Annotated in this window: 9 protein-coding genes; 2 read left to right on the top strand and 7 right to left on the bottom strand. The window is 71.6% G+C overall.

What is annotated here, in order from left to right; translation table 11 throughout:
- Positions 1-80 precede the first annotated feature (80 nt).
- Both ACFQGL_RS16565 and ACFQGL_RS16560 read left to right on the top strand, forming a co-directional pair.
- A complete protein-coding gene (locus ACFQGL_RS16565; RefSeq protein ID WP_377512607.1) occupies positions 81-2642 on the top strand; it encodes an ATP-dependent Clp protease ATP-binding subunit in 2562 nt (853 codons plus the stop codon).
- Positions 2643-2848: 206 nt separating this feature from the next.
- Positions 2849-3199: a DUF3140 domain-containing protein gene (locus ACFQGL_RS16560; protein ID WP_377512604.1), complete on the top strand. Its 351-nt coding sequence runs from the start codon at positions 2849-2851 to the stop codon at positions 3197-3199.
- 56 nt (positions 3200-3255) lie between these two features.
- On the opposite strand, the gene ACFQGL_RS16555 is transcribed toward ACFQGL_RS16560, so the two are convergent.
- The 7 genes from ACFQGL_RS16555 to ACFQGL_RS16525 form a co-directional block, all read right to left on the bottom strand.
- Positions 3256-3498, bottom strand: coding sequence for a hypothetical protein (locus ACFQGL_RS16555; protein ID WP_377512601.1), 243 nt, complete (start codon positions 3496-3498; stop codon positions 3256-3258).
- 67 nt (positions 3499-3565) lie between these two features.
- Positions 3566-7120, bottom strand: coding sequence for a ThuA domain-containing protein (locus tag ACFQGL_RS16550; RefSeq protein ID WP_377512599.1), 3555 nt, complete (start codon positions 7118-7120; stop codon positions 3566-3568).
- A 265-nt stretch (positions 7121-7385) separates the two neighbouring features.
- Complete coding sequence (locus ACFQGL_RS16545) at positions 7386-8252, bottom strand: sugar phosphate isomerase/epimerase family protein (protein ID WP_377512596.1); 867 nt, start codon at positions 8250-8252, stop codon at positions 7386-7388.
- A 62-nt stretch (positions 8253-8314) separates the two neighbouring features.
- Positions 8315-9505: an ABC transporter substrate-binding protein gene (locus ACFQGL_RS16540; protein ID WP_377512593.1), complete on the bottom strand. Its 1191-nt coding sequence runs from the start codon at positions 9503-9505 to the stop codon at positions 8315-8317.
- Between the two features lie 35 nt (positions 9506-9540).
- A complete protein-coding gene (locus tag ACFQGL_RS16535; protein WP_377512590.1) occupies positions 9541-10569 on the bottom strand; it encodes an ABC transporter permease in 1029 nt (342 codons plus the stop codon).
- 1 nt (position 10570) lies between these two features.
- Positions 10571-11575 (bottom strand): ABC transporter permease, encoded by a 1005-nt coding sequence (locus tag ACFQGL_RS16530; RefSeq protein WP_377512587.1) that lies wholly within the window; start codon positions 11573-11575, stop codon positions 10571-10573.
- The gene (locus tag ACFQGL_RS16525; protein ID WP_377512584.1) at positions 11572-13113 is read right to left on the bottom strand and encodes a sugar ABC transporter ATP-binding protein; all 1542 of its coding nucleotides are present in this window, start codon (positions 13111-13113) and stop codon (positions 11572-11574) included. The genes ACFQGL_RS16530 and ACFQGL_RS16525 overlap by 4 nt, the downstream gene beginning before the upstream one ends.
- Between the last annotated feature and the right edge of the window lie 150 nt (positions 13114-13263).

Below are 13263 nucleotides of genomic sequence, written 5' to 3'. Positions count from 1 at the left end.
CGGGCCCCGTGCGGCGTTTGTCGGGCCGGGCGCCGGGTAGCCCCTGGCGACCGTGCCGCGCCCAACTGCGGAGGACAGACATGATGGGACCCGGTGACATCGGCTCCGACCCGTGGGATGAATTCCTGGCCCGGTACTTCGGCCGGGGTGAGGGAGGACGCCGACCCGCGCACCGGGTCGACATCACCCGGCTGATGACAGCCGACGCCCGGGAGATGCTCGCCGACGCGGCCCGACGGGCGGCGCAGCGGCACAGCAGCGACCTGGACACCGACCATCTGCTCTGGGCGGCGCTGCAGCGCGAACCCCTGCGCGACCTGGTACGCCGGGCCGGCGCGGATCCGGACACCCTGCTCAACGCGCTGGGTGGGCGCGGTGACGGCGCACCCCGCGGCGAGGTGCCGCCCAACCTGTCGCTGACGCCGGCGGCGAAGCGGGCGCTGCTCGACGCGCACCAGTTGTCCCGGGCGATGGGCGCCAACTACATCGGCCCCGAACACATCCTGATGGCGCTGCCGCTCAACCCGGAGTCGCCGGCCGGACGGATGCTGGCCGCCGGCCGGATCCAACCCGAGTCGCTACAGGCCGCCAACGCCGAGCGGGGGCCGATGACCGGGCCGAAGCCGGACCGCGGCACGCCCACCCTGGACCAGTACGGGCAGGACCTCACCGATCTGGCCCGCAACGACCAGATCGACCCGGTGATCGGTCGGGCCGACGAGATCGAGCAGGCCGTGGAGATCCTGTCCCGGCGGACCAAGAACAACCCGGTGCTGATCGGCGAGGCGGGCGTGGGCAAGACCGCCATCGTCGAGGGTCTGGCCGAGCGGATCTGCGACGGGGACGTGCCGCAGACCCTGCTCGGCAAGCGGGTCGTCCAGCTCGACCTGGCCGGCCTGGTCGCCGGTACCCGCTACCGGGGTGACTTCGAGGAACGGCTGAAGAAGGTGATCGACGAGATCCGGGCGCACCGGGACGAGCTGATCATCTTCATGGACGAGATCCACACCCTGGTCGGGGCCGGTGGGGCCGGCAGCGAGGGTGGGATGGACGCGTCCAACATGCTCAAGCCCGCGCTGGCCCGCGGCGAGCTGCGGGTGATCGGCGCGACCACGCTGGACGAGTACCGCAAGAGCATCGAGAAGGACGCCGCGCTGGCCCGGCGCTTCCAGCCGGTGCTGGTGCCCGAGCCGAGCGTCGACGACACGATCGCCATCCTGCGCGGTCTGCGGGACCGGTACGAGGCGCACCACCAGGTGCGCTTCACCGACGAGGCGTTGGTCGCCGCCGCCGAGCTGTCCGACCGGTACGTCACCGACCGGTTCCTACCGGACAAGGCCATCGACCTGATCGACCAGGCCGGCGCCCGGGTCCGGCTGCGTACCCGTACGCCGGCCTCGGACGTGCGGGAGTTGGAGCAGGAGCTCGACTCGGTACGCCGGGACAAGGAGCAGGCCGTCGCCGACGAGCAGTACGAGCGGGCCTCGGCGCTGCGGGACCGGATCTCCGAGCTGGAGGAGGAGATGCGCCGGGCGAACGGGGACGACGGCTCGTCGTCGTCCTCGCAGGTGCCCGAGGTGGGTCCGCAGGAGATCGCGGAAGTGGTCTCGCGGGCCACCGGCATCCCGGTCAGCCAGCTCACCGAGGAGGAACGGGACCGGCTGCTGCGCCTGGAGGGGCACCTGCACCAGAAGGTGGTCGGCCAGGACGACGCGGTCAGCGCGGTCGCCGAGGCGGTCCGCCGGTCCCGGGCCGGGTTGGCCGATCCGGAGCGGCCGATGGGCAGCTTCCTGTTCCTCGGGCCGACCGGCGTGGGCAAGACCGAGCTGGCCCGCGCCCTGGCCGAGGCGCTGTTCGGCGAGGCGGACCGGATGGTCCGGGTGGACATGAGCGAGTTCCAGGAGCGACACACGGTCAGCCGGCTGGTCGGTGCTCCGCCCGGGTACGTCGGCTACGAGGAGGCCGGCCAACTCACCGAGGCGGTCCGCCGCAGGCCGTACGCGGTGGTGCTGCTCGACGAGATCGAGAAGGCCCACCCGGACGTGTTCAACATCCTGCTCCAGGTGCTCGACGACGGCCGGCTCACCGACAGTCAGGGCCGGACGGTGAACTTCAAGAACACCGTCCTGATCATGACGAGCAACCTCGGCTCCGAGTTGATCACCGGCGCTCAGCGTGCCGTCGGGTTCGGCACCGGCGCGCCCGGCAGCGAGCAGGAGAACGACGAGCTCCGGGAGCGGCTGATGCGCCGCCTCCAGGAGAACTTCCGCCCCGAGTTCCTCAACCGGATCGACGAGGTCATCATCTTCCGCCGCCTGGAGGCCGAGCAGCTGCGCCAGATCACCGAGCTGCTGCTGGAGGAGACCCGCCGCCGGCTGCACGCCCAGGACATCCAGGTGGACTTCACCACGGCCGGCGTCGACTGGCTCGCCGAGCACGGCTACCAGCCGGAGTTCGGTGCCCGCCCGCTGCGCCGCGTGATCCAGCGGGAGGTCGACAACCACCTGTCCCGGATGCTGCTGGAGTCGGCCATCTCGCCGGGGCAGAAGGTGACCGTGGACGCCCGCGACGGGTCGCTCACCTTCGACGTGACCGCGGGCGAGCGGGGGTACACCGCCGCCACGACGTCGCACCCGCGATGAGCGGGCCGGCGCGACGACCGGCCGAGCAACCGCACGAGCCCGAGGAGTCCGGCGAATCCCAGGACTCGGACGACCATCCCGACCCGATCCCGGCGCCGCCCACCGCGAACCCCAGGAGGACGCGGGTGCCGCCGGAGGGCCTGCACCCGAAGACCGACCAGGACGACCCGGAGGCATCCGGGCCGCCGCCTGCGAAAGGAGACCTGATGGTACGAGAGACTCGGCTCGACCCCGAGGTGGAGGTGCTCTGGGAGGACTTCCACGCCGAGGTCAACGTCCCGTCCGAGCAGCTGCGGACCTGGCTGCTGACCCGGGGCTCCGGCGAGGAGTCGTTCACCTCGAACCCGGATCTCAACCTGCCCGAACCGGGCCGACAGATCCTCGCCGTGCTCAACAAACGCAAGGTCGACCTGACCCGCGAGGACATCGAGGTGATGCGGGAGGCGATCGACCGGATCCGCGACCTGACCGACGCGAAGCCACCCCGCGGCAACGCCGACGACCAGTGGCGGCACTCCCTGCTCGACCTGGGCCACGACGTCCTCATCGAACGCTGAGCCGCCACGTCGACCGTGCCGTCCCCACCCGGGGGCGGCACGGTCGCGTCGCCGGGTCAGCCCTGGTCGGGCTCCATACTGCCGATCATCAGCCCGGCCGCGTCGGCGGCGGCGTCCCGCTCACTGCGGGCCCGGTCCTCGCGGCTGAGCAGGTTGGCGTACTCGGTGACGTCGGCCGGGTCGGGCACCTCGGGCAGCCGACGCAGGAACGCCTCCACCTGGCGGGTGGCGGCGGTGTGCGCGGCAGCCGCCTCACGAAGCAGCTCGCGGTCGTCGGCGGGCGGGTAGAGATCGGTCATGTCCGCCAGATACCCGGCCGGAGGCGGTTCGCACCGCCACCGGCCGGGCATTACCGGCGGAACCCGCTCAGCTGGTCACGGTCAGCCGCCACCGCTGGTTGGTCGTGCCGGTGCAGGTCCACTGGATCAACGGAGCCCCGTCGGCCGTGGAGTTGCCGTTCACGTCCAGGCAGAGCCCGCTGTGCCGGGCCTTGAGGTCGTACACCCCGGTGGTGGCGGTGGGCACCGCCTGCCACTGCTGGCTGGTGGCCGTGCCGCAGGTCTGTTGCGTGACCGCGGCCCCGGTGGTGGTGGCACCGCCGGTCACGGCCATGCACTTGCCGCTGTGCACGGCCCGCAGCGTGACGAAACCGCCGCCGGCGTCGACCGCCTGCCACTTCTGGTTGGCGCCGCCGGTGGCCGCCCACTGGTGTACGACGGCCCCGTCGGCGGTGGACACCCCGTTGACGTCGGCGAGCTTGCCGCTGTGCTGGGCGGTGAGGGTGTACGTCTTGCCGGCGACCCCGCCGGGCGCGGTGCCCACGCCGGCCCCACCGAAGGTCATCGAGTCCAGGTCGAAGGAGTTGTCCTGGCTGGATCGGAAGACCAGGTAGAGCCGGTGGGTGCCACCGAGCGCGGCCACGTTCACCGGGGGTTGCTGCTGGTAGACGTCCCAGCCTCCGGTGTTCGGCACCGCCTGGGTGGCCAGCAGCTGCCCGGTCGGCGAGTCGGCGCGTAGCTCGACCGTGCCGCCCCCGGACGGCGAGGAGACCCGCAGGCTGAGCGTGTTGATCCCCTGCACGCTCATCGGGTCGAACATGATCCAGTCGCCGTTGCTGATGTCGCCGATCCGCTTGCCGCTCTCCGCGCCGGCCTGGTCGATCACCCGTACTCCGGACTGGCTGGTGAAGAACTCGGCCTGCTTGTGCTTGGGTTGCAGCAGTGCCCGGCCGTACCCGGTGAGCGCCGGCACGCCGTTGGCGCCCCGGTCCTGATAGCGGGCGTTGAGCACGTAGTACAGGTTCGCGCCGTCCGGGTGCCCGCCGAGCAGGTCGGTGGAGATGGTGCCCGAGCAGCCCGGGTAGTCGGTGGTGCCGTGCTCGTGGTCGTCATGCCCGAGCGCCGGGTTGACCAGCACCCGTGGGCAGTCGATGGTGCCGTCCTCCGGGTCGGTGACGGTGACCGTGTACGCCACCTGCTGACCGAAGTCGAGCATTCCGCCGCTGGGCGGCCCGGTGATCCGTACCGTCGGCGCGGTGTTGCCCACGGTGATCGGCACGTTGGCGAAGGCGCTGCGCCCGGTGTTGTCCCGCACGGTCAGCCGCGCGGTGAAGACGCCGTTGGCGGTGTAGGTGTACGTCGGGTTGGCCGCGGTGGAGTCGGTGCTGCCGTTGCCGTCGAAGTCCCAGGCGTACGTGATGGTGTTGCCCGGGTCCGGGTCGGCGGAGCCGGCGCTGGAGAACTGCACGGCCAGCGGCGCCCGCCCGTTGGTCGGGGTGCCGGTGGCTCGCGCCAGCGGGGCCCGGCCGCCGCTGACGTAGTCGATCCGGTAGAGCCCGGAGTCGTTGTTGCCGCCGCCGAAGTTGGAGCCCCACTCCAGCAGGTACAGGGCGCCGTCGGGGCCGAAGCGCAGGTCCATCGGCTTGACGAAGTTCCCGGCGGGCAGGAACGGGTTGATCTTCACGAGCGACCCGTTGGCGTCGAAGTGGATCTCCTTGAGGTAGTTGCGGGACCACTCGTAGAAGAAGTGCACCCCGTCGTAGTACGCGGGGAACTTCGTCGGCGACGGGTTGGCCGCGTTGTACCGGTAGACCGGCCCGCCCATCGGGGCCGCCCCGCCGGAGCCCATCTCCGGGAACTGCGGCGACGCGCCGTAGCCGTACCAGATCTGCGGTTGCACCAGCGGCGGCAGGGTGGTCAGGCCGGTGTTGTTGGGGGAGTTGTTGACCGGGTTGGCGCAGTTGAACTTCGCCCCCACGACCCCGGTGTCCGGGTTGTACGGCGCGTACGGCTGGTTGTCGCCGTGGCAGAACGGCCAGCCGAAGTTGCCGGCCTGCTTGATCACGTTGAGCTCGACCAGCCCCTCCGGGCCGCGCTCGGTGGTCGGGCCGCCCCGGTCCGGTCCGTAGTCGGCCAGGTTGACCCAGCCCCGCAGCGGGTCGACGGAGAACCGGAACGGGTTGCGGAAGCCCATCGCATAGATCTCCGCCCGGGTCTTCGCGGTGCCCGGCGCGAACAGGTTCCCGCTGGGCACGGTGTACGTCCCACCCGGCTCGGGGTGGATGCGCAGCAGCTTGCCGCGCAGATCGTTGGTGTTGCCGGCGGAGCGGGCGGCATCCAGGAAGCTCTTGCCGGGCCGCCAGTCCAGCGGCGCGTAGCCCTGCCAGGCCGGGTCGTAGTTCGGCGGGCTGTCGTCGCCGGTGGACAGGTAGAGGTTGCCGCCCGGGCCGAAGGCCAGGTAGCCGCCGGTGTGCCCGGGCTCGGGGAAGCTGCGGTCCCGGTACGCCGGCACGTCCAGCAGCACCTTCTCGCTGCCGGTGTCGAGGGTGTCGCCGGTGACGGTGAACCGGGACAGCCGGTTGACGTCGGTGGAGCTGGCCTGCGGTGAGTGATACAGGTAGATCCAGCCGTTGCTGGCGAAGTTCGGGTCCAGCGCCATGCCGACCAGACCGTCCTCACCACCGGTGTAGACCGGCAGCGTGCCGGCGGTGACCGTGTTGCTGGTGGACGGCTTGAAGATCTTCACCTGGCCGCCGCGCTGGACGTAGAAGACCCGTCCGTCGGCCGCCACGTCGACGGCCATCGGGTCGACGGTGTTCTGGTCCAGCGACACCTTCTCGAAGTTGCCCCAGACCGTGCCGCCGCAGTCGCCGGCGGCCACCCCGGCGGCCCACTGCACGCCACCGAGCACGTGCTGGCGGAAGAACGACTCGGTGTAGGACGCCTTGGCGTGCCCCATCGCGGTGGTCCACACCCGGGAGCTGCCCACGTTGCGGCACCACGAGATCGGGTGGTCGGCGCCCATCGCGCTGCCGCCCGGGTTGTAGGTGCGCTCGTCGGCGGTGACCAGCACGTGCACGTCGCCACGGGGGTTCCGGTCGAAGTTGTACCACTCCTCGCTGCGCTGCCACCGGTCCGGCAGCGCGACGGTCGAGGGGTGCACCTTGTCGGCGACGTGCGCGGTGCCGGCCAGCACCCCGGGGGAGTGCTCGGGCATGTGCGCGCCCGCGTTGACCAGGTCGTCCCACCAGGGGTACGAACCCTCGACGCCCATGTCGGTGGCGTTGTGGATGGCCACGATCCCGCCGCCGCCCGCGACGTAGCTCTGCAACGCCTGGCGCTGGGCGTCGGTGTCCCACACCAGGCCGGAGGTCTGGAACATCACCACCACGTCGAAGGTGGCCAGGTTGGCCGGGGTGAAGACGGCGGAGTCCTCCGAGTGCACCACCGTGAAGCCGTTCTGCGCGGCGAGTTCGTTGAACATCGCGACGCCGTCGGGAATGGAGTCGTGCCGGTAGCCGGCCGTCTCGGAGAACAGCAGGGCGCGGAACGGGGCCGCGGCCGTGGCCGGTGTGCCCGGCCCGACCAGGAGGGACAACAGCAGGGTGCACAGGGAACCCAGTACGAGGTGTCGGCGGCGCATGCCGGCTCCCTTCCTCGAAACGCGGAGATGGCCGCCCGTGGGACCGGGCGGAGGGGTCGCGACGCGCCGCCGAATGGGTTGCCCCGCGCTCGCCGATGGTGCTGCCGTCACCCTCCGCTTGGAATTGATACGTGTCAACGTCTAGTGCAGAGAATGCGAAATCACCGCAGGTGTCGTGAGATATCAGGACAGGGGCCGGTGGACCGTCGACCAATGGTGATCCGGCGGCGCGGGGGGAGCGGTGCTGTGGACTTGTCCGGGGTGCCTATCGGGCGTTCGCCGCCGCCCGGTCGAGCAGGCCCCGCAGGAACGCCAGCCCGGCGGTGGCGAGCTGGTCCTGGCTCGGGGCCAGCGGTCGCCAGATCGCCGCCGCGGTCGCGATGGTGCGGTTCTGGGCCGTGAACGACTCGATGCACAGCGGCCCGGCGTAGCCGACGTCGCGCAGCGCCTCGACGATGCCGGGCCAGTCCAGGTGGTCCTCGCCCGGCGCGCCCCGGTCGTTGGCGCAGACCTGCACGTGCGCCAGCCGGTCCCCGGCGCTGCGGATCGCGGCCGGGATGTCCCGCTCCTCGATGTTCATGTGGAACGTGTCCAGGGCGATGCCCAGCCCCGCGATGCCGTCGACGACCTCCCGGGTCTGCTCGGCGGTGTTCAGCAGGCTGGTCTCGAACCGGTTCAGCGGCTCCAGGGCGAGTGTGATCCCGTGTTCGGCCGCGTGCTCGCCCAGCGGCGTCAATCGCTCACGCAGAAGGCGTACGGTCGCCGCCCGGGCGTCGTGGTCCAGCAGCCACGTCCGACCGACCGGCGCGTAGATCGGCCCGGCCACCACGGCGGCACCGACCCGGGCCGCCGCCCGGACGCAGTGCCGCAGGTAGTCCCCGGTGCGCTCGACCACCGCAGGATCGTCGGTGACCAGGTCGCGCCCGGGCGGCATCACCGCGCAGACGGTCACGCTCAGGCCGAGCCCGGCCAGCAGGTCGGCGGTGCGGTCCGGGTCCCAGTCGCCCGGCGACTCGATCGGCAGCTCGATGGTGTCGAAGCCCCAGTCGCGGATCCGCGGGGCCAACTCGGCCAGCCGCGCGTCGGTCAGGGGCGAAACCCAGATCCAGGTGTTCGCGCCGATGGCGTGCACGCTGCGCTCCTTGTCGTCGGCGCCGGCGTGGGCCCCGGGTGCGGCCCACGCCGGCGGTGGCTCTAGTTGTTGCCGCCCCAGTTCTGCGGGAAGCCGGGCATCTGCTCGCAGCCGCACAGCGCGTAGTGCAGCGGCGGCAGCTGCGGCAGCAGGTACCGGGACAGGTTGTCCTGGGTGATCGTCGGCTGCGGCAGCACCCACTCCTTGGGGACCTGCTTGCCGGCCAGCACGTCCAGCGCCGCGATGATCGGCGTACGCCACTGGTAGGTGGGGTAGGTCGGCGCGATGGCGGTCAGCTTCTTGTCCTGCCAGAGCCGCAGGAAGTCCTGCTGGTCCTCACCGTTGATCGCCGGCACCGGCTGACCGGCGTCCTCGAAGGCCTCGGCCGCCGCGACCGAGGTGGCACCGGCGTCCATCCAGACCCCGTCGATGCTGCCGTAACGTTCCAGGTAGTCGTTGACGATGGTCTTGACCTTGGCCGCGTCGCCGTCGGTGAACTCCACCCCGACCACGTCCACGTCCGCCTTGTCGAAGATGACCTTGGCGGCCGACCAGCGGGTCTCCAGCACGTCCACGCCGGGCAGGATCCGCAGCGCGAGGATCTTGCCGTCCTTCTTGACCTTCCCGGTGAGGAACTCGGCCGCGGTGGCGCCGAAGGCGTACCCGCCGATCGGGTGGATGAAGGTCACCGGGCAGTCGGTGTTCACGCCACGGTCGAAGACGATCACCGGCAGGCCGGTCTGGCAGGCCTTCTCCACGGCCGGGGTGAGCGCGGCCGTGGTGTTCGGCGAGACGATCAGCGCGCTGCACTTCTTGCTGGCCAGCAGGCCGTCGATGTCGCTGATCTGCTTGTCGTCCTTGCCCTCGGCGTCCACCGCGGTCAGCGTCGCGATCTCCGGGTGCAGCTTCGCCTCGGCCTGCATGGTGGTCCAGCCGACCACCCGCCACGGGTTGTTCACCGCCGCGTTCGAGAAGCAGATGGTGTGCTTGCCCGCCTTCTTGTACTTCGTGGTGTCGACGAGCTGCGGGTTGAGCGCCTGCATCCACGGCTGGTCGGTTGGTCCGGTGGGCGTGGTGTCGCGTTGGGCGATCTGTCGGTCGTAGTCGGCCTGCACGAAGAAGGACGACTGCTGCCCGGTGCCGCTGCCCGCCGGCCCGTCGTCCTGGTCGTCCGGCGCGGTGGAGGTGCAGCCGGCGGCGACCAGGACGGCGGCGCCGAGCACGGCGAGTCGGTATCGCATGGGACGTCTCATGGGGCTTCTCCTCGCGACGGGTCGAGGCGCGGGCGTCAGCCGGATCGGCGGAGCCGGTGTGCGGCGTACGCGGCCGCGCCGATGATGATCAGGCCCTGCACCGCGTCACGCAGCGACTTGGCCAGGCCGAGCAGGTTGAGCAGGGTGAACACCGCTTGCAGGGTGAGCGCGCCGGCGACGGACGCACCGACGCTGCCGCGCCCCCCGCCGAGGACCGCGCCGCCGAGCACGACGGCGGCGATCGCCTGGAACTCGTAGCCCGCGCCCGCCTCGGCGGTGACGCCGGTGAAGCCGCCGAGCAGGATCCCGGCGACCACCGCCGAGAGGCCGGAGAGAACGAAGGCCGTGGTCCGTACCCGGCGGACGTCGACCCCGGACAGCGCGGCGGCCCGCGGGTTGCCGCCGGCCGCGTACACCTGGTGACCGAAGCGGCTGTGCGACAGCAGCAGCCACAGCCCGACCCCGACGGCGGCCAGGGTGAGCACCGCGTACGGCAGTTGGCCGAGCCCGGGCAGGTCGACGCCGAAGCGACCGAACTGGCGGAAGTTGTCGGCCAGCGAGCCCCGGGGCGCGCCGCCGGACCAGAGGAAGACCGCCCCGCTGAGCACCAGCAGCATGCCCAGCGTGGCGATGAACGACGGCACCCGCAGCCGCGTGGTGACCAGCCCGTTGACCAGCCCGACCAGCGCGCCCGCCGCGAGCAGCAGCGGGATCAGCCACCAGGTGTGGGCCGCCTCGCCGTCGGACAGCCGGGCGGCCACCACCACCACGGCGGTGACCAGCGCGCCGACCGACAGGTCGAACTCACCCGCGATGATCACGAAGACCTGGCCGGCGGCGAGCACCGCGAGCGGCGCGCAGCGGCGCAGGAAGGCCAGGAACGGCGCCGGCTCGACGAAGGTGGGGTTGCGCCAGGCGATCAGCAGGATCACCGCGGCCAGCACCAGCCAGATCGGCGGCACCGCGCGCAGCAGCCGCCGGGCCCGCCCGCCCGCCGGCTCCCGCAGGGGTACGGACGACGACTGCGCCCCGGGCACGGCCGGCGGCCCGGCGGTCGTGGTCATCTCAGAAGCTCCCTTCGTCGCGTCGGCGCAGGGCGTAGAGCGCCACCGCGCCGACGATGATCACGCCGCGGATCAGCGTCTTGAGGAAGGCGTTCACCTCGAACTCGTTGAACACCTGGTCGATCACGGCGAGGATCAGCACGCCGGCCAGGGTGCCGGCTACCGCGCCCCGGCCGCCGGCCAGCGCGGTGCCGCCGACCACCGCCGCGGCGATCGACTCCAGGTCGTAGCCGCCGTCCGGGCCGACCCACGGTGCGCCCGAGCGCAGTCGGCTGACCAGGAACAGCCCGGTCAGCACGGCGGTCAGGCTGCACAGCACGTGCGCGAGCACCACGGTCCGGTCGGTGCGTACGCCGGAGAGCCGGGCCACCTCGGCGTTGCCGCCGACGGCGTACAGGTGATAGCCGAACCGGGTGCGGCGCAGCACGTACCACGCCACGGCGACGACCGCGAGCAGCAGGATCACCGCGACCGGGACCGGCCCGAGCGCGTTGTAACCCAACGCCTGGAACTGCCGGGGCACCGAGCCGGTGAAGTTGGTGAACAGCGCGTTGAGCACCCCGCTCATCACCAGCGAGGTGCCCAGCGTGGCGATGAACGCGTTCACCCGCAGTCCGGTGATGATCAGCCCGTTGACCAGGCCGATCAGCGCGCCGATGACCAGCGTGACGAGGACGCCGAGGACCATCCGGTCCGGGTCGCCCTGCATCACGAACGAGGCGCCGACGGCGGTCACGCTGACCAGGTACGCGACCGAGAGGTCCAGTGATCCGCCGATCAGCACGATGGTCTGTCCGACCGCCACCAGCCCCAGCGCCACCGAGCGGACGGCCATGTTCTGCAGGTTGTCCACCGTCATGAACTGGCCGCCGTTCAGCTCGACCAGCAGCCAGGCGACCGCGAACACCCCGCCGAAGACCAGCCACACCGGCGCGCTGGAGCCGCTGCCGGTGTCCCGGGTCAGCCCGAGTGGGCGCAGCCGTCCGGGCATCGTGTCGGCGATCATGCGGTACCGCCCTCTCCACTCGCCCCGGCCGCGGCCCCGGCCCGGTCGGGCTCCCCGGTGGCCAGCAGCATGATCTCGGCCTCGCTCGCGCCGGCCGGCAGTTCTCCGGCGACCGTGCCCTGACGCAGCACCACGATCCGGTCGGCCATCCCGATCACCTCGGGCAGCTCGGACGAGATCATCAGGATCGCCGCTCCCGCGTCGGCCAGCTCGCGCATCAGCTCGTGGATGCTCGCCTTGGCACCGACGTCGATGCCCCGGGTCGGCTCGTCGAAGATCAGCACCCGTGCCCCGGTCGCCAGCCACCGGGCCAGCACCACCTTCTGCTGGTTGCCGCCGGAGAGGTAGCGCACCTCCCGGTCGGTGCCGCCGCGCAGCCGGACGCGGTCCAGCAGATCGGCCAGGGCGACCCGACGGGCCGTGCCGCGGTCCAGCGACCGGGCCGCCAACAGGGTGTTGTCGCGCACCGAGCGTTGCAGCACCAGCCCCTCGCTCTTGCGGTCCTCGGTGAGCAGGCCGATGCCGCGGCGGATGGCCTGCCGAGGTGAGCGCAGACGTCGGGCCTGCCCATCCAGGGTGAGGCTTCCGGTGGTCATCCGGGTCGCGCCGAAGAGCAGCCGAGCCAGCTCGGTACGCCCCGAACCGGCCAGCCCGGCCAATCCGACCACCTCGCCGGCGCGCAGCTCCAGGTCGATGTCGTGCAGCGGGCCGGCGCCCGCCCCGTGCACGGCGACCCGGACCGGGCCGATCCGCTCCGGCGCGGCCCGGGGCGGGTAGTAGTGGTCCAGCTCCCGGCCGACCATCAGGTGCACCAGTCGTCGGGTGTCCACCTCGGCGGTGTCCACCGTGTCCACCCGGCGGCCGTCCTTCAGCACGGTGATCCGGTCGGTGAGATCGAAGACCTCCCGCAGCCGGTGCGAGATGTAGAGCACGGTCAGCCCGTCGGCGCGCAGCCGGCGGATTCGGCCGAACAGCGCGTCCACCTCGTGTGGGCTGAGCGCGGCGGTCGGTTCGTCGAGCACCAGCACCCGGGGCTCGAAGGAGAGCGCCTTGGCGATCTCCACGAGTTGTTGCCGGGCCACCGGCAACCGACCGACCAGGCTGCGCGGGGAGATCACGTCCTCGGCGCCCAGGGTGGCCAGCAACCGGGTGGCCTCCCGGTCCATGGCGGCGCGGTCCACGCCGAACCGGCGTCGGGGTTCCCGGCCGAGGAAGATGTTCTCCGCGACCGTGCGCTCGGGGAGCAGGTTGAGTTCCTGGTGCACGATGCTCACCCCGGCGGCCAGCGCCTGCCGTGGGTGGTGAAAGTGCACCGGCTCGCCGTCCAGCTCGATCCGGCCGGCGTCGGGCTGGTGCACCCCGACCAGGACCTTCATCAGCGTGGACTTGCCGGCGCCGTTCTCGCCCAGCACCGCGTGGATCTCGCCGGGCCGGCACTCCAGGTCGACGTCGTCGAGGACCGTCACGCCGAAGAACCGCTTGCTGATGCCGTACATGCCGAGCGCGATCCGGTCGGTCGGGCGAGGGTCAGCGGTCATCCGGTCACCTCAACGGATCGACGACTGTGACATCGAACCCTAGGCATGGGATGACGAACGTGTAAAGCAGAAGTTAAGCTCGCTCCCACGGAACTTTTGCAGCTCCGACTGAAAGTCGCGGACCGTCCGGCAGAAGGTGGACGGTCGGCG

Origin of the sequence: Micromonospora vulcania (assembly GCF_042658605.1) — a bacterium.
In the GTDB taxonomy this organism is placed as follows: Bacteria; Actinomycetota; Actinomycetes; order Mycobacteriales; family Micromonosporaceae; genus Micromonospora; species Micromonospora vulcania.
Note: the sequence above shows the minus strand (reverse complement) of the source record. Positions and strands in the feature narration are given on the sequence as shown.